General features: G+C 73.0%; 18 protein-coding genes. 13 read left to right on the top strand and 5 right to left on the bottom strand.

Features of this window, described 5'->3' with window-relative positions:
• Positions 1-25: 25 nt before the first annotated feature.
• Positions 26-637 (bottom strand): TetR/AcrR family transcriptional regulator, encoded by a 612-nt coding sequence (locus tag GA0115234_RS11860; protein ID WP_093540864.1) that lies wholly within the window; start codon positions 635-637, stop codon positions 26-28.
• A gap of 294 nt (positions 638-931) precedes the next feature.
• Between GA0115234_RS11860 and GA0115234_RS11855 the strand changes: the two genes are divergently transcribed.
• Positions 932-2,617, top strand: a complete 1,686-nt coding sequence (locus GA0115234_RS11855) for a PHP domain-containing protein (RefSeq protein WP_093540863.1) — start codon at positions 932-934, stop codon at positions 2,615-2,617.
• Between the two features lie 46 nt (positions 2,618-2,663).
• On the opposite strand, the gene pgm is transcribed toward GA0115234_RS11855, so the two are convergent.
• The gene (gene pgm, locus GA0115234_RS11850; RefSeq protein WP_093540862.1) at positions 2,664-4,304 is read right to left on the bottom strand and encodes a phosphoglucomutase (alpha-D-glucose-1,6-bisphosphate-dependent); all 1,641 of its coding nucleotides are present in this window, start codon (positions 4,302-4,304) and stop codon (positions 2,664-2,666) included.
• 201 nt (positions 4,305-4,505) lie between these two features.
• Between pgm and GA0115234_RS11845 the strand changes: the two genes are divergently transcribed.
• Together GA0115234_RS11845 and GA0115234_RS11840 are read left to right on the top strand one after the other, a co-directional pair.
• Complete coding sequence (locus GA0115234_RS11845; protein WP_093540861.1) at positions 4,506-4,988, top strand: GNAT family N-acetyltransferase; 483 nt, start codon at positions 4,506-4,508, stop codon at positions 4,986-4,988.
• Between the two features lie 194 nt (positions 4,989-5,182).
• Positions 5,183-5,500 (top strand): cupin, encoded by a 318-nt coding sequence (locus GA0115234_RS11840; RefSeq protein WP_093540860.1) that lies wholly within the window; start codon positions 5,183-5,185, stop codon positions 5,498-5,500.
• On the opposite strand, the gene GA0115234_RS11835 is transcribed toward GA0115234_RS11840, so the two are convergent.
• The gene (locus tag GA0115234_RS11835) at positions 5,490-6,758 is read right to left on the bottom strand and encodes an MFS transporter (protein WP_237541283.1); all 1,269 of its coding nucleotides are present in this window, start codon (positions 6,756-6,758) and stop codon (positions 5,490-5,492) included. The two genes, GA0115234_RS11840 and GA0115234_RS11835, sit on opposite strands and share 11 nt — an antisense overlap.
• Before the next feature lie 80 nt (positions 6,759-6,838).
• Here GA0115234_RS11835 and GA0115234_RS11830 point away from each other — a divergent pair, with 80 nt between their 5' ends.
• On the top strand, positions 6,839-7,726 hold the full coding sequence (locus GA0115234_RS11830) for a LysR family transcriptional regulator (protein WP_093540859.1): 888 nt from the start codon (positions 6,839-6,841) through the stop codon (positions 7,724-7,726).
• 29 nt (positions 7,727-7,755) lie between these two features.
• Here GA0115234_RS11830 and GA0115234_RS11825 read toward each other — a convergent pair whose 3' ends face one another.
• Positions 7,756-9,237: an MFS transporter gene (locus GA0115234_RS11825; protein WP_093540858.1), complete on the bottom strand. Its 1,482-nt coding sequence runs from the start codon at positions 9,235-9,237 to the stop codon at positions 7,756-7,758.
• A gap of 146 nt (positions 9,238-9,383) precedes the next feature.
• Between GA0115234_RS11825 and GA0115234_RS11820 the strand changes: the two genes are divergently transcribed.
• From GA0115234_RS11820 to GA0115234_RS11805, 5 genes are all read left to right on the top strand, one after another.
• Entirely contained in the window at positions 9,384-10,247 is an 864-nt protein-coding gene (locus GA0115234_RS11820; RefSeq protein WP_093540857.1) for a helix-turn-helix transcriptional regulator, read from the top strand.
• A 219-nt stretch (positions 10,248-10,466) separates the two neighbouring features.
• Complete coding sequence (locus GA0115234_RS11815) at positions 10,467-11,348, top strand: ABC transporter substrate-binding protein (protein WP_093540856.1); 882 nt, start codon at positions 10,467-10,469, stop codon at positions 11,346-11,348.
• Positions 11,349-11,564: 216 nt separating this feature from the next.
• Complete coding sequence (locus tag GA0115234_RS11810) at positions 11,565-11,819, top strand: type B 50S ribosomal protein L31 (protein WP_093540855.1); 255 nt, start codon at positions 11,565-11,567, stop codon at positions 11,817-11,819.
• Between the two features lie 89 nt (positions 11,820-11,908).
• A complete protein-coding gene (locus GA0115234_RS42270; RefSeq protein ID WP_161275586.1) occupies positions 11,909-12,058 on the top strand; it encodes a hypothetical protein in 150 nt (49 codons plus the stop codon).
• Between the two features lie 14 nt (positions 12,059-12,072).
• Entirely contained in the window at positions 12,073-13,005 is a 933-nt protein-coding gene (locus GA0115234_RS11805) for a carbohydrate kinase family protein (RefSeq protein WP_093540854.1), read from the top strand.
• A 40-nt stretch (positions 13,006-13,045) separates the two neighbouring features.
• On the opposite strand, the gene GA0115234_RS11800 is transcribed toward GA0115234_RS11805, so the two are convergent.
• Positions 13,046-14,338: a hypothetical protein gene (locus tag GA0115234_RS11800; protein ID WP_093540853.1), complete on the bottom strand. Its 1,293-nt coding sequence runs from the start codon at positions 14,336-14,338 to the stop codon at positions 13,046-13,048.
• Between the two features lie 198 nt (positions 14,339-14,536).
• Here GA0115234_RS11800 and GA0115234_RS11795 point away from each other — a divergent pair, with 198 nt between their 5' ends.
• The 4 genes from GA0115234_RS11795 (at position 14,537) to GA0115234_RS11780 (ending at position 19,445) form a co-directional block, all read left to right on the top strand.
• Positions 14,537-15,814, top strand: a complete 1,278-nt coding sequence (locus tag GA0115234_RS11795) for a beta-ketoacyl-[acyl-carrier-protein] synthase family protein (RefSeq protein ID WP_093540852.1) — start codon at positions 14,537-14,539, stop codon at positions 15,812-15,814.
• Between the two features lie 13 nt (positions 15,815-15,827).
• Positions 15,828-17,684 carry an acyl-CoA dehydrogenase family protein gene (locus GA0115234_RS11790; RefSeq protein WP_093540851.1) on the top strand — a complete coding sequence of 619 codons (1,857 nt, stop codon included), beginning with the start codon at positions 15,828-15,830 and terminating at the stop codon, positions 17,682-17,684.
• Positions 17,685-17,943: 259 nt separating this feature from the next.
• Positions 17,944-18,225 carry an acyl carrier protein gene (locus GA0115234_RS11785; RefSeq protein ID WP_093540991.1) on the top strand — a complete coding sequence of 94 codons (282 nt, stop codon included), beginning with the start codon at positions 17,944-17,946 and terminating at the stop codon, positions 18,223-18,225.
• Complete coding sequence (locus GA0115234_RS11780; protein WP_093540850.1) at positions 18,222-19,445, top strand: beta-ketoacyl-[acyl-carrier-protein] synthase family protein; 1,224 nt, start codon at positions 18,222-18,224, stop codon at positions 19,443-19,445. The genes GA0115234_RS11785 and GA0115234_RS11780 overlap by 4 nt, the downstream gene beginning before the upstream one ends.
• The last annotated feature ends 70 nt before the right edge of the window (positions 19,446-19,515 follow it).

The raw sequence follows: 19,515 nt of genomic DNA, 5'->3' as shown, positions 1-19,515 counted from the left end.
GTGCGGAGGGTCGGGCGGCGCGTGTTCAGGCGTCCTTGGCTCCGACCGCTCTGAGGCACAGCGCGGTGATGCTCTCCACGACCGGTCCCGGGTCGGCCCGCGCACCGACCGGCGAGAGCGGGCCGAGCAGCGCCTCGCCGACCGCGCCGATCACGGCCGCGGCCGACAACTGGGCGTTCTGCGGGGGGAGTTCTCCGGTGGAGATCCCGGCGACGATGACCGTCTCGGCCAGGGCGTGGTAGCCACGCCGGTAGGTGAGCCGCTCCTCCTCGACGAGCGGGTCGACCGGCTCGGCCAGCAGCGCCCAGGCCGTACGGGGGCTGCGCAGCGCCCGGTACGAGAAGACCTCGACGAGCGCGCGCAGCTGCTCGGTGACACCGCTCCGCGCCCGCACCGCCTCCCGTACCGCGCCGAGCTCGTGGCCCGCGACATGCCGGAAGACCGCGGCGAGGAGCTCCTGCTTGGAGGCGAAGTGGTTGTAGACGCTGCCGGTGGCGACACCGGCCCGCCGGGCGAGCGCGGAGATGCTGGCCGCCGGGTATCCGCCCTCGGCGAGCAGCTGCCGCGCGGCGTCGAGGAGCCGTTCACGGTGGGCGAGCCGGGTCGCCTCCGTACGGGCGGTGGGTCGGTAGGCCATGATGATCTGAACCCCGATTCATATCTTCTGTTGTTCAGCCAACCACTGTTGTCCGCCGGGTGCAACGGCACGGCGCCGAACCGTACGGACCGGGTCGGGAATCACGTCGTCGCGGCGGCGGCCGGGCCGCCGTCCGCCTGGTGGGTGCGATCGACGTCGGTGTGCCACGGGCGCGACGCCCGCACGTCGCCCCGGGTTCACCGAATGGTTCCGGAATCAAGCAATCCTCCTGGTGGCGGCCCCACGCTCCGGCCCGGGAACGTCGCCGCCCCGCACGAAGGAGAACGACGCGTCATGTCCCACCCCGTACCCGAATGGGCCGACCCCCAGGTCCCCGCGGAGTCGCTCGACCCGCAGGGCCTCAGCCGCCGAGGACTGATGCGCCGCGCGGGCCTGTTCGGCGCGGCCTTCGCCGCCGCCTCGCTGCCGCTGCCCGCGCTGGCCGACAGCCGGGGAGGCCGCCCCCACGGACACGGCCACGGGCATGGCCACGGGCACGCCCCGGACCTGGTCTATCTGGTCGGCGACCATCACAACCACTCCGTGTACAGCCACGACGCCAAGTACACCTTCTCCCAACTCGCCTCGGCAGGGCAGAAGTTCGGTCTCGACTGGATGGTCTTCACCGAGCACAGCAACATCGGCCACGCCGAGTTCGGTGCCGCGCAGGAGCACCGGGAGATCCTCAAGGCCCGCGCCGACAACAAGCGCATGCTGATCTTCCAGGGGCTGGAGTGGTACATCCCCGGGGCGGAGCACTGCACCGTCTTCTCGCCGCCCGGACGGCACGAGGTCGACCTCCTCACCCGCTTCGAGGAGGCCTTCGACGGCAAGCTGCTCGGCTACACGGCCGGTGCCCCGACGCACCCCGACACCCCGCGCAACGAGGCGCACGCGGTCAAGGCCCTCAAGTGGCTGGCCGAACAGCGCCGCACCCGGTACGTCGACGACGTGCTCGTCCTCGCCAACCACCCCATGCGCCTCGGCATCGACTCCCCGCACGAGATGCGCGGCTGGCGCGACGCCGCCCCCGAGATCATGATCGGCATGGAGGGCGCCCCGGGTGCCCAGGCCGGAGCGATCCCGGGCTGGCACCCGGACACCAACGTCCGGGGCGAGTACAGCAATTCACCGTCCGCCGACTCCTGGCCCGGCTACCCGCGCGAGGCCTACGTCACCTACGGCGGGTTCGACTGGGCCACCGCGACCGTCGGCGGCCTGTGGGACGCGATGCTGGCGGAGGGCAAGCTCTTCACGATCACCTCCAACTCCGATGTCCACCGCGTGGCCCAGGACACCTGGGTCAACGGCGACTGGCCGCCCGGCCGGGACTTCGACAACACCGGCCACCTCCCCGACCCGTACAACACCACCGAACCGCAGCCCGGTGGCGACTTCTGGCCCGGCCAGTTCAGCCGTACGCACGTCGGCGTCACCCGGTACGGCTACCGGAACGTGATGGAGGGCCTGCGGGCAGGCCGGGTCTGGGTCGACCACGGTCATCTCATCGACGGCATCGACGTCAAGGTGCGCGGCGAGCACGGCAACAGCGCCACCCTCGGCGGCCGGCTGCGCGCCCGGCGCGGCGAGCGGCTCACCCTCACCGTCACGGTGACCGCCGCGTCCCGCCGCAACCCCTACGGTGTGCTGCCCCGCCTGGAGCACGTCGACGTCATCCGCGGCGCGGTCCGCGGCCCGGCCGCCGACCGCGACGACTGGCGTGCGCCCGACACCCGGCTCGCCCACACCGCCGACGTGTCGGGCCGCCGGGGCACGTACACCCTGCGCATCCCGGTCGGCCGCGCGGACGAGCCGTTCTACCTGCGGCTGCGCGGCAGCGACGGCAAGCGGCACGGCAAGGGTTTCCTCGGCGCGGCGATCGACCCGCACGGCCCGCTGCCGCACGAGCCGGGCCGGGGCAACCCGTGGCTGGACACCTGGTTCTACACCAACCCGGTCTTCGTGGACGTCGTGCGCTGATCCCGCGCGGTTTGCCGGGGCGGCCCGGAGGCCGCCCCGGCCTTGCTCAGGCCTCCAGGGCCGCGGAGACCACGGCCCTGGCCTCCTCCTGCACCCGGCCGAGGTGGTCGGCGCCCAGGAACGACTCCGCGTAGATCTTGTACACGTCCTCGGTGCCCGAGGGGCGGGCGGCGAACCAGGCGTTCTCGGTGGTCACCTTGATGCCGCCGATCGGTGCGCCATTGCCGGGCGCCTCGGTCAGCACCGCCGTGACCGGTTCACCGGCCAGGGTGTCGGCGGTGACCTGCTCGGGGGAGAGCCGCGCGAGCACGGCCTTCTGCTCGCGGTCGGCGGGCGCGTCGATCCGGGCGTACGCCGGCTCTCCGAACCGGGCGGTGAGCGCCGCGTAGCGCTCGGACGGGGAGGCGCCCGTCACCGCGAGGATCTCCGAGGCGAGCAGCGCCAGAAGGATGCCGTCCTTGTCGGTCGTCCACACCGATCCGTCACGGCGCAGGAACGAGGCCCCGGCGGACTCCTCGCCGCCGAACCCGAGCGAGCCGTCGAGCAGTCCGTCCACGAACCACTTGAAGCCGACCGGCACTTCCACCAGTTCACGGCCGAGGCCGGCGGCGACCCGGTCGATCATCCCCGACGAGACCAGCGTCTTGCCGACGCCCGCGGAGGCCGGCCACTGCTCGCGGTGCGCGTACAGATAGTCGATGGCGACGGCGAGGTAGTGGTTCGGGTTCATCAGCCCGGCGTCCGGTGTCACGATGCCGTGCCGGTCGGCGTCGGCGTCGTTCCCGGTCGCGATCCGGTACCGGTCGCGCTGCCCGATCAGCGAGGCCATCGCGTACGGCGACGAGCAGTCCATCCGGATCTTTCCGTCCCAGTCCAGCGTCATGAACCGCCAGGTGGGGTCGGTCAGCGGATTGACCACCGTCAGGTCGAGCCGGTGCTGTTCGGCGATCCGGCCCCAGTACGCGACCGACGCGCCGCCCAACGGGTCGGCGCCGATCCGCACCCCGGCCGTCCGGATCGCGTCCAGGTCGAGCACCGACGGCAGGTCGGACACGTAACTGCCGAGGAAGTCGTACGTCCCGGTGGTCGAGGCCGCCCGTGCGCGGGCGTACGGCAGCCGGCGCACGTCCTTCATCCCGCCCGCGACGATCTCGTTGGCCCGCTCCTGGATCCAGCCGGTGGCATCGGACCCGGCGGGGCCGCCGTTCGGCGGGTTGTACTTGAACCCGCCGTCGCCGGGCGGGTTGTGGGACGGGGTGACCACCACACCGTCGGCGAGGTGCCCCTTCCGGCCCCGGTTGTGGCCGAGGACGGCGTGCGAGACCGCCGGGGTCGGGGTGTAGCCGTCGGCCGGATCGACGAGCACGGTCACGTCATTGGCGGCGAACACCTCGACGGCGGTGATGCGGGCCGGCTCCGACAGCGCATGGGTGTCGGCACCGAGGAAGAGCGGGCCGTCCGTGCCCTGCCGCGCCCGGTACTCGCAGATCGCCTGGCTGGTGGCGGCGATGTGGTCCTCGTTGAACGCGGTGGCCGTGGACGACCCGCGATGACCGGAGGTGCCGAACGCCACCCGCTGGTCGGGCTCGGCCGGGTCCGGGTGCAGCGTGTAATACGCCGTCACCAGCCGGGCCACATCGATGAGATCCTCCGGCCGGGCCGGCTGTCCAGCTCGTTCGTGCGGCATCTGCCACTCCTCCGTATCGGTCGGTCGTTCGGTCTTCCCCCGCCACATTTTCGCGGGTGGCCCGCACCGCACCGCGACTGCCCCGCCCGGACTGGTGCCCGAATCCCGCTGGTGGATCCGACAGGTCCCGGCATAGGTTCGTCCACGATCACGAACAGTTCACCGAAGCGGCGGGATTTTGGCCGGACCAGGGGAGACGAGATGGCACCGAACGATTCCGCGCCGGACAGCCGGGTACTGCTGCGCGAGGCCACCGCCGCGGACGCCGGACCGCTGACCAGGCTCTTCCTCGCCTCGCGCGCCGCGTCCATGCCGTATCTGCCGAAGGTGCACAGCGACGAGGACACATTGGCCTGGATGACCCATGTCGTGCTGCCCGGAACGACGGTGCGGATCGCCGAGACCGGCACCGGGGAACCCCTGGGCTTCGCCTCCCTCGACGGAACCGAGCTGGAACACCTCTATCTGCGCCCCGACGCACGGCGCCGGGGCATCGGCTCACTGCTCCTGGCCCACGTGCGTGAGCTCGCGGGCGACGAGCTCACGCTGTACGTCTTCCAGCGCAACACGGACGCCCGCGCCTTCTACGAGCGGCACGGGTTCACCGCGATCGGGTTCGACGACGGCGGCCGCAACGAGGAGAAGGAACCGGACGTCAGATACCGGTGGACGGCGAACGGCTGACCCGCTCCACCGCCCTGGGCGGAGATCCGCCCGGGGAGAGACGGCGGGGCGGCCACCCGCGCCCACGTGGCGGCCGGCCCCGCGCCCCGGACCACCGAGGCCCGGCTGCGGCGGGGCGTCCGTCCGGGCGGCTGGTCCGCCCGCCGGGCCGCGGCAGGATCGCGAGGGGCCGGGCCCTGCGGCAGAGTGGGCACATGGACGATCTGAATGCCCTCGCCGACGAGCATCTGACCGCGGCCCGAGCCTCCGCGCACGGCCGCAGCGCCCACCGCCTGCTGCACGAGGAACCCCTGAGACAGACCGTCATCGCCCTCACCTCGGGTTCCGCCCTCGACGAGCACAACGCCCCGGCCGCGGCCTCCCTCCAGGTGCTCCGCGGCAGGGTCCGGCTCACGGCGGCCTCCGGCGATGTGGAGGTGAGCGCCGGCGGCCTCCAGCCGATCCCGCAGGAGCGGCACGGTCTGCTGGCCCTGGAGGACTCCGTGGTGCTGCTGACCACCGTCAACGACTGACGGCGCCGGTCCCGGGACGTGCGGCGGGGGTCGTCCGCACCCGCTCCAGGATCCACAGCACCAGGCTGCCCGCGGCGAGCGCGCCGCCCAGGAGACAGATGCCGCTCCAGCCCGCCCGCGACCAGACCACCGAGGCGAGCGCGGCTCCGGCCGCCCCGCCCATGAAGAAGAGGGTCATGAACGCGGAGTTGATCCGGTTGCGGGCCTCCGGGCGGAGCGCGTAGATCACGTTCTGGCTGCTGTTGAGTCCCGCCTGCTGGGCGATGTTCAGCAGGATCACTCCGACCGTCAGCCACAGCAGCGAGGACTCACCGGCCAGCAGCGGCAGCCAGGCGAGCGTCAGGAGCGCGGCCGCCGTTCCCGACACGGCCTGCACCCGGCCGCGGTCGCCGAGGCGGGCCGCGATGTTCATGCCCACCACCCCGATCACGCCCACCAGGCCGAAGAGCCCGATGGCGGCCGCGTTCCAGCGGAAGGGCGGCCGGGTCAGCAGGAACGTCAGCGCGGTCAGCTGCACGCTGTAGGAGGCCATGGAGAACGCGCCGATGGCCGCCCGCCGACGGAGCAGGGGCTCCTGCCGCAGCAGGGCCAGCGTGGAGCGCAGCAGCCCGGTGTACGGGATCGTGGCCGTGCCGTCCGGACTGGGCAGCCGGGGGAGACAGCGGTGCAGCAGTATCGCCATCACGGCCATGAGCAGCGCGTTCACCCAGTATACGGTCCGCCAGCCGCCGAGCTCGGACAGCGCCCCGGCGGCCAGCCGTCCGAACAGCCCGCCGAGCAGTACGCCGGACATGACGACGCCGACGATCCGGCCGCGCTCGGCCGGAGCCGCCAGGGTCGCCGCGAACGGCACCACGACCTGGGCCCCGACGGAGGTCAGCGCGGTCAGCAGGGTGCCCGCGATCAGCAACGGGCCGGTGGGAGCCGCGGCCGTCGCCAGGAGGAAGAACGCGGTCAGGGCGAACAGGCCCACGGCGAGCCGTCGTCGGTCCAGGACGTCCCCGAGCGGGACGAGCAGGATCAGCCCCAGCGCGTACCCCGCCTGGGCAGCGGTCACGATCAGCCCCGCCGCGGTGACGCCGATGTGCAGATTCACCTCGATGATGTCGAGGAGCGGCTGCGCGAAGTAGTTCCCGGCGCAGGAGAGGGCGGCGGCGAGAGCCATCAGCAGAACCAGACCGCGTCCGAGCGACGGCGGTTCGGGCACCGAGACGCGGGGCACGGCCCGGCTGCGGGTTTCGTGAGTGGAGTGAGCCATGTGCCCCAGCGTCCGGGATCACCCATCCATGAGTCCAACACATGTTTTTCATTCCATCGATCGTGGTTCACGATGGATGGATGGAACTTCAGCAGATGCGGTACGTCGTCGCGGTGGCGGAACTGGGCAGCTTCACGCGCGCCGCGAAGCGGTGCCTGGTCGTCCAGTCCGCGTTGAGCCATCAGATCGCCCGGCTGGAGAAGGAGCTGGGGGCCCGGCTCTTCGACCGCACCAGCCGTCAGGTACGGCTCACCGCGGCGGGCGAGGTGTTCCTGCCGGAGGCACGGCAGGCGTTGGAGGCGGCGGAGCGGGCCCGCGCCGAAGTCGCGGCGACCGCGGGGGAGGTCAGCGGGCGGCTCGCGGTGGGGGTCATCCCGACCGTTTCCGCGGTCGATATCCCGGCCGCGCTGCGGGTGTTCCACCTGCGCTACCCGAAGGTGCGCATCGTCCTGCGGGAAGGGGCGAGCAAGGACCTCGTCCAGGAGGTGCGGGACGGGGCGCTCGACGTGGCGTTCCTGGGGGTGCTGCCCGGCTACCGGCCGAAGGGCGTGAGCGATCACCTGCTCGCCACGGGTGAACTGGTCGCCGTCGTGGCGCCCACCCACCCCCTGGCAGGGCAGGAGGAAGTGGGCCTGGACCGGCTGGCGCAGGAGTTGTTCGTCGACTACCCCGACGGCACCGCGGCACGGGCCCAGTCGGAGGAGGCGTTCGCGGCGAGGGGTCTCACCCGCGAGGTGGCGTTCGAGGTCAACGGCACCGACTTCATCGTCCGGCTGGTCCGCAGCGGGCTCGGCATCGCCATGCTGCCGACCGCCTTCGCGGCGGAGCTGACCGGCGTCCGTGTACTGCCCGTCCGTGACGCCCCCGCCCGTACGGAGCGCCTGGTCTGGAGCCGCTTCCGCCCCACCCCGGCCGCGGCGGCGTTTCTCACGGGACTCGGTGTCGAACCCGGTACCGGGACCGCCTGAAAGGCCGTGCCCCGGTGCCGGAGCGCGGCTCAGCGGCGGGGAGCCGCCGGATGCGGGAGCAGGCGCAGCAGGGCCACGACGGCGACGGCCGACGCCAGGTCGAGGACCAGGGCCGCGGCCAGCGCGTGCCCGTAGGCCGCGACACCCCGGTGGACGCCCTCGCCCAGCGAGCCGTAGAAGATCACGCCGAGGACGGCCACCCCGACCGAACCGCCGATCTGCTGCCCGGTGGACAGCACGCCCGAGGCCATGCCGATCTCGGCCGGGCGGACGCGCGAGAGCACCGCGTTCAGCAGCGGGGTGACCAGTACGCCGTTGCCCAGGCCGGTCAGCAGCAGCGGTACGGCGAGGTGCCAGGCCGACAGCGAGTCCCCGGCCCGGACCACGACGGCCAGGGAGGCCGCGTGGCCGAGGGCGAGGACGAGCGCCCCGGCCCGGAGCAGACGCCGTCCGTGCCGCGCCATGCGTCCGGCGGCGAGGCTGCCGGCGAAGAAGGCGACGGCGAACGGCAGATAGAACACCCCCGCGCCCAGGGCGTCCAGACCGAGGCCGTCCTGCAGCGTGACGGACAGGACAAGGAAGAAGGAGTTGATGCCGGAGTACGCCAGCAGAACCAGGACCATCCCGACGGCGAACGCACGTGAGCGCAGCAGGCCCAGCCGCAGCAGCGGCGAGCCGCCGCGCGCCTCGACCCGGCGCTCCACGGCCGCGAAGACCGGCAGCGCGAACACCCCGGCGGCCAGGCTGAACCAGGTCCAGGACGGCCAGCCCGCCTCCCGGCCCTCGATGAGCGGGACGACGAGCAGGGCGAGAGCCAGGGTCAGTACGGCCATCCCGGCCAGATCCAGCCGACGCTTCTCGGCGGTGCGTGACTCGGGCACCAGGAACACCGCCAGCGCCAGCGTGACCAGACCGACGGGGACGTTGACCCAGAAGACCGGGCGCCAGGACATACCGAAGAGGTCGGCGGAGACGAGCAGACCGCCGAGCACCTGGCCCGCGACCCCGGCGGTGCCGATGACGGCGCCCAGGACACCGAAGGCGCCGGCACGCAGCTCCGGCGGCAGAAGCACCTGGATCATGGCGAACACCTGCGGGAACATCACGGCGGCGCCGACTCCCTGGACGAGCCGGGCCGCGATCAGCCCGTCGGGACCGGGGGCGGCGGCACATGCCGCGGAGGCCAGCGTGAACACGGTCATGCCGAGGAGGAAGCACCGCCTGCGGCCGAACCGGTCACCCAGCCGGGCCCCGGTGATCAGGGCCATCGCGTAGGTGAGCTGATAGCCGGCCAGGACGAACTGGACCTCGGCATCCGAGGCATGGAGGTCTTCCTGGACGGTTGGCGCCGCCACGAGCACGATGAAGGTGTCGAGCACGGCCATGAAGACGCCGACGAGGACGATGGAGAGGGCGCGCCAGGGGGTCGGTCCGGTCGGCGCCGAGGCTTCGGCGGTGGCGGTGGCGGTGGCGGGGCGAGCGGGATCGGCGGGCGGCCGGGTGCGGGTCATGGTCCCGATCCTGGGCCGGGCCCGGACGGCGTGACAGGGGCGGATCATGCTGGTGGCCGTAGTACCACCCTGGGAAGGGCGAGGACGAGCGGTAGTGTGCACGGCGGGACCGCAGGGCGGCCGGTCGGCGGGACGGGGAGCGGGGCATGACGGACGAGGCACGGCGCCGGGTCCTGGCGGAGTTCCTCCGCACGCGCAGGGACCGGGTACAGCCCGCCGACGCCGGGATCCCGGCCGGTCCGCGCCGGCGTACCCCCGGCCTGCGCCGCGAGGAGGTCGCCGTCCTCTCGGGGGTGAGCGTCACCTGGTACACCTGGCTCGAACAGGCCAGGGACATCACCGTGAGCCGCCAGGTGCTGCACAGCCTGGCCGGGGTGCTGCGGCTGTCCCCGGCCGAGACCCGGCACCTGTTCGACCTCGCGGGCCATACGCTGCCCCGGTCCACCGGCGGGGACTTCGACGGGCGGGCGTTGCGGCGCCTGGTGGACGCGCTCGACCCGCACCCGGCGTATCTGCTCGCGCCCAACTGGGACCTGCTGGCCCGGAACCGGGCCGAGACCGGTCTCATCGGAGACCCGGCCGACGGCAGCGTGTCCGAACACAACCTTCTGCGCCTGGTGTTCACGCACCCCAGGATCCGTACGCTCCTGGTCGACTGGCCGGGACAGGCGCGGGCGTTGCTGGAGCAGTACCGGGCCGGTGCGGACCGGCACACCGGCGACCCGGCGTTCGAGCGGCTGACCGCCGGTCTGTACCGGGAGAGCGATGAGTTCCGCAGCTGGTGGGAGACGCACGATGTCGCCGAATTCCGCCCCGCACGCCGCACGTTCGACCATCCCCGGCTGGGACGGCTGACGTTCGACTACGTGAAGCTGGCGGTGGTCGACGCGCCGGGAGTCACCCTGGTCTCGTGTCTGCCGGCCGACGACCGGACGGCCGCGAAACTACCGGAGTTGAGCAGGTGCGCACCGCACCCGCCGACCGCGCCCCGCCACCTCGACGACCACTGAGCGCATCACCCGGCGCGCCACCTTCCGGACCATCGGAACGGGCCGCGGACACCGGTCGGCCGGGCGCGCCCCGAGCCGTCGGCCCGGCCGTGTGCGGTGGCTTCGCGCCATCCTGCCGACCGGTCCGATGGTTGGGGTGTCACGGGAGTTCGATGGGCAGGTACTGGTGCAGGACCCCGGAAAGCGGGGTGCTGCGACCGGTGGCGAGGAGCGTGTGACGTGAGCGAGCGGACCGTATGGCAGTTCTCCGACGATCGAGGGCAGTTGTCGACGGCCGGGCGGCGCCCGGCGCGGGTGCTGGCCTATGTCCAGGCCGGGGCGACCCTGTGGGACCACGGGATACGCCCGAGCGCGATATTCGGCTCCGACCACGACGACCGGACCGTACCGGACACGGCGAAGACCGGTTCGCTTCCCACCACCGAGGTCGGCTACCTCGGCGCGGGCAGCACCCTGGACGTGGACACGCTGCTGAGCGGTGAGCCGGACCTCGTCGTGGCGGTCAGCTACGGCGGCGGACATGTCTACGGGCTTGCCGCCGAGACCGCCAAGCACCTGGAGGAGCACGTCCCGGTCGTCGTCATCGACGTGGGGCAGGCGCGCGGCCTCACCGAGATCGGGGACCGGTTCGCCCAGCTCGCCCGCTCGCTCGGTGCCGAGGAGCCCGAAGTGGCGACAGCGGACCTGGACGCCGCGCGGCACCGGCTGCGCACGCTCCTCGCCGCCGGGGCCGGACCCCGGTTCGTCGCCCTCTCCCCGGCCGGGCAGGAGCAGACGCACCTCGCCCGCCCCCGGATGTGGCCCGAGCTGCGTGCGCTGGCCGAGCTCGGCGTGGACATCGTGGAGCCGGCCGAGGGGCCCGGCGCGAACTGGTCCACGGTCGGCTGGGCGCAAGCGGCGGCCCTGCGCCCCGCGGTGGTCCTCGCCGATGTCCGGGTCAACGCCACACCGCTCGGCGAGCTGCGGACGAACCCGGACTGGTCGGCGATCGAGGAGGCCGCCCGGGTGGTGCCGTGGAACCCGGAGCCGGTGTGCAGCGCACGGGCCCACGCACAGTTCCTGACGCTCGTGGCCGACGCGCTGGAGGCGGCCGGGCGCTGAGCGCGGAGGCCCGCAGGTGTCGGCATCACGTGCGGTCGGTCCGCCCTCGCATGCCCGCCCGTGCCGGGCGTGTCGGCTACGGATCCGACCAATGACGGGGCTTACCCACGCCCGCCCGCGCCCCCGTACGGACGCGTCCGATCGCGCGGGACGTGCCGGTTCGCCAGGCTGGTCAGGACCGCCCCGCGCCGACCCCGTACGTCCCCAGGAGCAGGTATGCAGCAGGACAAGCACCCTTCCTACCGTCCCGTCGTCTTCCGTGACCGTTCGGCGGGCTACGCCTTTCTGACCCGGTCCACCGCGTCGAGCGAGCAGACGATCGACTGGGACGACGGCAACAGCTACCCCGTCATCGACGTGGAGATCTCCGCCGAGAGCCACCCCTTCTTCACCGGGAAGGCGCGCGTCGTCGACTCGGAGGGGCAGGTCGCCAAGTTCGAGCGCCGGTACGGGGGCGAGGACGCCTCCTGACCCGCGCCAGGACCCGAGTCCCCCGGCCCCGCGCGAAGGGCCGGGGGACTTCGTCCGTGACCGCGATGGCGATGACGAGGTGCCGGTACATGCCGCCGGAGAGCTGGTGCGTTCCCCGCACCGGCGGGAGCCCACAGGTCGTCGATGTGGCCGATACCCACCACACCCGGGGCAGGATCGGGCTCAATGTGTTCGGAGGCCGCGCCGCCTGCCAGGACACCTTCGTCACCGCACTGTAGGAGACTCCATTTCCATGCTCGACAGACTCGACCTGCTGGTCATCGGTGAGTGCGTCGCCGACATCGTCCGGCTGCCGGGTGCGGCCGACCAGGTCCACCCGGGCGGCAGCCCGGCCAACGTCGCGTACGGCCTGGCCCGGCTCGGTCACGGCGCCACCCTGCTCACCCAGCTCGGCCCCGACGGCAACGGACGGCTGATCAGGGACCATCTCACCGGCGCCGGGGTCGAGGTCCGCACGGACGACGCCACGGCCCCGACCCCGTCCGCCGCCGTCACCCTGGACGGGGCGGGCCGGGCCGCGTACACCTTCGAGATCGGCTGGACGCTCGGCCCGGTCTCCCTGGACCGGCCGCCGCACCACGTCCACACGGGTTCCATCGCGGCGGTGATGGAACCGGGGGCCGCCACCGTCCTCGGCGCCGTCGAGTCGCTGCGGACGGCCGCGACCGTCAGCTACGACCCCAATGTGCGGCCCGAGCTGATGGGGGACCACGCGTCCGCCGTCCGCAGGGTCGAGCGGTGCGTCGCGCTCAGCGATGTGGTCAAGGCCAGCGACGAGGACCTGGAGTGGCTGTATCCGGGCCAGGAGCCGGAACGGGTCGCCGAACGGTGGCTGGCCACCGGTCCCGCGGTCGTGCTCGTCACCCGGGGCGGCGACGGAGCGCTGGCCGTACTGCCCGGTGGACGGGTGACGGTCGACGCGCTGCCCACCGAGGTCGTCGACACGGTGGGGGCGGGCGACGCCTTCATGTCGGGCACCCTGCACGCCCTGGCCGCACACGGGCTGCTCGGCGCGGACGGCCGGGAGCGGCTGCGCTCACTGGACCGGGCCCGGACGGCCGATGTCCTGCGTCACGCGGCAGCCTCCGCCGCGGTGACCGTCGCACGGGCGGGCGCCAACCCGCCGGACGTGGCGGAGCTGGCGACGGCGCTGGCCCGGAGCTGAACACGCCCCGGCCTGAGGAGGGTGCGCCCGGGAGCCCTCCTCACCCGGGCGCCGCCAGGCGCGGGCTGCTGTCGTCGTCGAGGAACTCGACGACGGCGAGCACGAACAGCGCGCACAGCGCGATCCACACGGTGACCAGATCCGTCGGCCGGTCCCACACCACCAGGACCACGGCGGCCACCACGACCACCGTCCAGTTCAGCGGGCGCCTGGCGCGGTGCACCCACCGGCCGACCGGGCCCCCGGTGAAGCCGGCCGCTTCCCGCACCGCGCCGATGCCGCCGCTCCACATCGCCTTGACACGGGTGGCGGCACGGCCGTAGCCCGTGAGCCACGCGGCGAGGGCCACCACGACGCCGAGCGTGACGACCAGGCGGACCAGCGCACGCATCCGGCCGACCAGGGCGTCGAAGACCGAACCGGCCGCCGGCTGCGACACCTCGGACGGCAGACTGTCGAGATAGAAGGCGCGGCCCAGCCACACGGCCAGGCCGAGCACCGCGGCACCGGCCGCCACCGCGAGCGCCGTCGTGACCAGCGCGCGGCGGCGGCGCACCGCGAGGAGCACCCCGCCCGCGGCCAGCACGAGCGTGACCAGCGGCAGCCAGAAGCCGAGGAGCTGGAGGGCCCGGAACCACTTCTTGGCCTTGCCCACGGAGTCCGAGGTCAGCACCGTGAAGTCGGTGTGGATCTCGGGGAGCTTCGCCGCGATGCCCAGACCCCGGTCGACGAGCCGCTGTTTCACCCGGTCGACGACCGGCGCGAGGTCGATGGTGACGGTGTCGCCGGTGAGCTTCACCGCTCCGCCGCCGCTGCCGGACAGCGCCTTCACGGTGGCGGCCTGGGCGGTGCGGTTGAGGTCGGTCCAGATCCTCGCGAAGGCGTCGCCGGCGACGAACCTCTCCACGGTCCCGTGCACGAAGTTCGACATTCCGGTGGTGAGGGGGCCGTTCAGCTTCGACAGCGCCTTGTCGAGCACCGGCCGGTCGGCGGGGGAGACGCCGGCCAGGAGGGCCTTCAGGTCCAGGTGCTGCATGACGGCACCGGTGACGCGATCGGTCACGGCGGCCTGCACATCGGGGTCGGAGGCGAGCGGCGCCATCATCGCCACATAGTTGTCGGTGTCGCCGATCTGGTTCTTCGCCCAGGTGGACACGATGCTCAGCGGCGTGAGCACGGCGGCGACCAGGACGAGCAGCACGGCGAGGAACGAACGGGCGCGCGGCCGGTGCCGGGCCGGGGCACGGGACTCCAGCTCGGCCACCCGGGCGCGCAGCGCCGCCAGCTCGGCACTCTCGTCCGGGGGCTTCGGCCGATCACGGTCCGGTTCCATCTCCCCAGGGGACGGCCTGCCGCCGCACCCGGCGCGGCGGACTGCTGTGGACGGGTGAACGCGGTCACCGTGGCGTGCGGCACCGTTGTGCCCGTCGGACACGGCGATGACCCGTTCGGCTCATTGACCGCATCCTCACGCGGGCCACGGCCGTTCGACAACCGGTAGGCGTGATCGATTACGGAGGAGGGGGCGGACATGACGCGGGTCGACAGGGACGTCGCGGTGACGGGACTGGGGCTGGTGACCCCGGCGGGCTCGGAGGAGCACACCTTCTGGGAGGGGCTGTGCGCCGGGGTGTCGATGGCCCGCGGCTGCGAGGAACTGACCGGTCTGCCGGTCGACTTCGGCTGCCCGGTGGTCGGGATCGACCTGGACGAGGCGGTCGGCGGGCGGGCGGTGTGGCGGATGGCGCGGTTCGTGAAGATGGCACTGGTCGCCGCCCGCCGGGCGGTGGCGGACGCCGGTCTGTCGCCGGAGCGCTGGGACGGCGACCGGGTCGGCGTGGTGCTCGGCGTCGGGGTGGGCGGGGTGTCCGTGCTCGTCGACAACGTACGCAGGCTCGACGGCGGCGGGGCGGGCGCGGTGTCGCCGCTCCTGGTCCCGATGATGATGCCCAACGCGGCCGCCGGGGAGGTGGCCATCGCGCTACGGGCCCACGGCCCCAGCCTGGCCCCGGCGACCGCCTGCGCGTCCGGGGCGACGGCCCTCGCGCTCGCCCGCGACCTGCTGCTGGACGGCCGGTGCGATGTGGTGGTGGCGGGCGGTGCGGAGGCCGTGCTGACCCCGCTGGTGGTGAGCGCCTTCGCCGGAATGGGGGCGCTCTCGCTGCGTACCGGCGACCCCTCGGGAGCGTCGCGGCCGTTCGCCGCGGACCGGGACGGGTTCGTGATCGGCGAGGGCGCCGCCGTGCTCGTACTGGAACGGACGGCCGACGCGCTCGCCCGGGGCGGACGGCCGCGCGCCCTGCTGGCCGGTGCGGGGTCCGGCACCGATGCCCATCACCCCACGGCCCCGGACCCGGACGGCGGCGGCGCGCGCAAGGCCGTCGAGGCGGCGCTGGGCGAGGCGGGCTGGGCGGCCCACGAGGTCGACCACATCAACGCGCACGGCACCTCGACGGTGCTCAACGACGCGATGGAGACCGCGGTGATCTCCGGCCTGTTCCCCCACCGGCCCTCGGTGACCGCTCCGAAGGGCGTGCTCGGGCACACCCTCGCGGCGGCCGGGGCGATCGAGGCGGCCGCCACCGTTCTGACCCTGGAACACGGCCTGGTCCCGCCGATCGCCAACCTGGACTCGCTGCCGGACGGGTTCGCCCTCGACTGCGTGGTCAAGGAGCCCCGGATCCAGCGGGTCGAGCGGGCGCTGAGCCACTCCTTCGGCTTCGGCGGACACAACGTCGTACTCGCCTTCCGACGCGTTGACGCGGACGGCCGGCCACCCGCGGATCCCGGTGTCCTCGCCGTTGCTTGATCGTTATATTTTCATGACCGCAACGATCGACAGCCCCTCCTCCGAACGGTCCACGGACCTCCTCACCGGTGTGCTCCTCGGCGGCGACTTCCGCCGGGAGCACGGTTTCTGGCAGCGGCTGATCCGTACGAAGCCCTTCCGCCGCCCCGACCACCGCACCGCCGAACAGCGCCTGGCACTCACCTACGAGCGGCTGCGCGTCCTCAACGACTGCCTGGACAGCGCAGCCCGGCTGTCCGCCGACCCCCGTGCCCTCGCCGCCCTGCACGAATGGCTGGGCCCGGTGGACCCGGCACTGACCACGGTGGCGGGCATCCACTACAACCTGTTCCTCGGCAGCCTCCTCGACCACGGGGGCGACGGCGACCGCGACCTGTCGGACTTCCTGCGGCTGCGGCGCATCGGCACCTTCCTCTGTACGGAGGTGGCACACGGCAACGACGCCGCGGCCGTCGAGACCACGGCCGCGTACGACCGCGAGCGCGACGGATTCGTTCTGCGCACCCCGCACGCCGGGGCCCAGAAGTTCATGCCCAACACCAGCCCGGCCGGCGGCCCCAAGACCGGGCTGGTGGCCGCGCGCCTGCTCGTCGACGGCGCCGATCACGGGGTCTTCCTCTTTCTCGTACCGCTCACCGACGCCGGACGGGCCCTGCCCGGAGTGCGGATCCGCAGGCTCCCCATCCGCACCGGCAGCCCGGTGGACCACTGTCTGACCTCCTTCGACCAGGTCTTCGTGGGACGCGACGCACTGCTCGACGGGGACCACGGACGCATCGGTGCCGACGGGGAGTTCAGCAGCACCATCGACAACCGCAGGCGCCGCTTCCTCGCCTCGATCGGGCGCGTCACCTCCGGCAAGATCTCGATGACGGCCTGCGCGGTCGGCTGCGCGCGCGCCACGCTCGCTGTCGCCGTCCGCTACGGCGGCCACCGCTACATCTCCGGCCCCAGGGGCTCAGGGCAGGTCCCGGTGATCGCCCACCGCAGCCACCACGGGCCGCTCGCCACCGCCATGGCCACCGTCTTCGCGATGAGCCTGCTGCACCGCAGGGCCCTGGACCGCTGGGAAGGGGGTGAGCAGCCGGCGGAGGCGGAGCGGCTGGTCGCCGTCGCCAAGGGGTGGATCACCTGGCAGGCCAGGTCCGTGATCGTCGAATGCCGCGAACGCTGCGGCGCCCAGGCGCTTCTGGAGCACAACGGCATGAGCGAGCTCGTCACCGGAGTGGAGGGCGCCATCACCGCCGAGGGCGACAACCTCGCCATCCACGCCAAGGCGGCCGCGGAAATGCTCTTCGCCGCCGCACCGGCCGGTCCGGGTACCGCGCCCGGAGGCGGACCCGGCGAGCTCGACGACCCCGGGTTCCACCGGAGGCTGCTCGCGGAGCTGGAGCGGATCTGGTTCGAGCGGGCCCGGGAGCGGATCGGCCTGGCCCCCCACGGTGACCCGCTGGCGCGGTGGAACGCGGCGTCCGGGCCCGCTCTGCGCGGGGTCGAGGCCCACGCCCAGCGACAGGCGGCCGAGGCGTACGCGGAAGCGGTGACCGCGCTGCCCGAGGGGCCCGCCCGCGAACGGCTCGACGAGCTGCAACGGCTCTTCGCGCTCGACCGGATCGCCCGGGGCGGCGGTGATCTGCTGGCGGCGGGCCTGCTGACCGCCGATCAGGTCAAGGAACTCCCGGACCGGGTGGAGGAGCTCATCACCGCGGTCGCCCCCCATCTGCCCGACCTCGTCGAGTCCTTCGCACTGCCGCCGGAACTGCTCGCCGACTGGCCCATCGCCCGTCCCGACTACGTGGCCGCCTACGACGATCCGGGAGCCCCCTGGCAGAGCGACGGGGGCCTGGCGGCGGTCCGGGACGAGCGGTGAGAGCCATGACGAGAAAGGGAACAGCTGTCCGGGGGTGCCGGGTCAGGGAGGCTGCCGGTGCCCTCGGAGTCCGCGTAGTCCTGCTGGCCTACTGGGGTACGACGTCCGTCCTGGCCCGGTGGTGCGGGGAGCGCGGGGAAGACGCTGCCGAATCGGTTCGGCACAAGGCGTAACTGGAGGCACTCCACCCAGTTGATTCGGCGTCGGGACGGTGCCCCCGCCGGCCCGGCAGTCGGCCCGAATGATGGAGAGAAGGCTCATGAGTACGATTCATCCCAAAATTACCGAAGTTCTGACGCACACCTTCAAAGTGCCCGTCGGCGAGATCCACCCGGGTTCCACCATGGACAGCCTGGAGATGGACTCCCTCGCCGTAGCCGAGTTCGCCGTTCTCATCAGGGAGACGGCCGGCGGCGACCGGGAATTCGACCAGCTCGCCAAGGACGCCACACTGGCCGACATCTCACGGTTCATCTACGCGGCGGCCGACGGCGGGGCGCGGCGGGTGGGTGGCGCGGCAGTGATGAGCAACGCCCGATGAACAGGCCGGCCATCGCCATCACCGGCCTGGGCATGATCACACCGGTCGGCAATGACACCGAGTCCACCTGGGCGGGCGTGTGCGCGGGCGTGTCACCGGCCCGTACCGTCGCCGAGCTCGAAGGGTGCGCGATCGACTTCGCGTGCATGGTCGACGGCATCGACCTGGACGCCGCGATCGGCGGCCGCGCCTCCTTCCGCATGGGGAAGTACGTGAAGCTCGCCGTGCTCGCCGCCCGGGAGGCGGTCGCCGACGCCGGGCTCGATCCGGCCCGGTGGGAAGGGCCCCGGGTCGCCGTGGTCGTCGGCACCAGCAGCGGGGGCTCCGCCTCGCTGACCGAACAGGCCGTGGTGCTCGACCGGCTCGGAGCCGGGGCCACCTCGCCGTCGGGCATCCTGCTCACCATTCCGAACATGCCCGCCGCCGAGATCGCGATCCAGTTGCGGGCCACGGGACCCAGCATGGCTCCGTGCACCGCCTGTTCGTCCGGCGCCACCGCGCTGTCCGTCGCCCGTGACCTCCTGGTCACCGGGCAGTGCGACATCGCGATCGCCGGAGCCACCGAGTCGATCGTCTACCCGGTCGCCATGGCCGGGTTCGCCAGATCCGGTGCCGGGGCCCGGACGGACGGGGACCCGGCCAGACTGTGCCGGCCCTTCGCGGCCGACCGCGCCGGTCTGGTCATGGGTGAGGGCGCGGCCGTCATGGTGCTGGAACGGGCGGACGACGCCCGTGCCCGGGGCGCGGCCCCGCGAGCGCTGCTCGCAGGTACCGGCGCCACCACCGACGCCCACCACCCCATCAGCCCGCACCCCTCCGGCGCGGTCGCCCAGGCCGCGGTGGAGGCTGCGCTGCGCGACGCGGGCTGGGCGGCCGAGGACGTCGAGCACGTCAACGCGCACGGCACGGCGACCCCGGTCAACGACGCCACCGAGGCCGCCCTGATCGCCCGGGTCTACCCGCACCGGCCGCCCGTCACCGCCCCGAAGGGCGTGCTGGGGCACTGCATGGGGGCGGCCGGAGCGATCGAGGCCGGCCTCACCGTCCTCACGCTCCAGCGCGGAGTCGTACCACCGATCGCCAACCTGGACGCCCCGGCGCCCGAGTTCGACATCGACTGCGTCACCAAAAAACCGCTGCGGCAGCCCATCCGGCGCGCCGTCAGCCATTCCTTCGGCTTCGGCGGACACAACGCCGTGATCGCTCTTCAGCGTCCGTAGGCATCCGGCCAGGTGGTGCGACGGGGAACACAGCCCGGCGTACCACCGGCCACACCCCCCGTGAGCTGGG

The sequence above is a fragment of the Streptomyces sp. DvalAA-43 genome, from assembly GCF_900091725.1.
In the GTDB taxonomy this organism is placed as follows: Bacteria; Actinomycetota; Actinomycetes; order Streptomycetales; family Streptomycetaceae; genus Streptomyces; species Streptomyces pulveraceus.
This window is presented reverse-complemented; position numbering and strand designations above follow the sequence as displayed.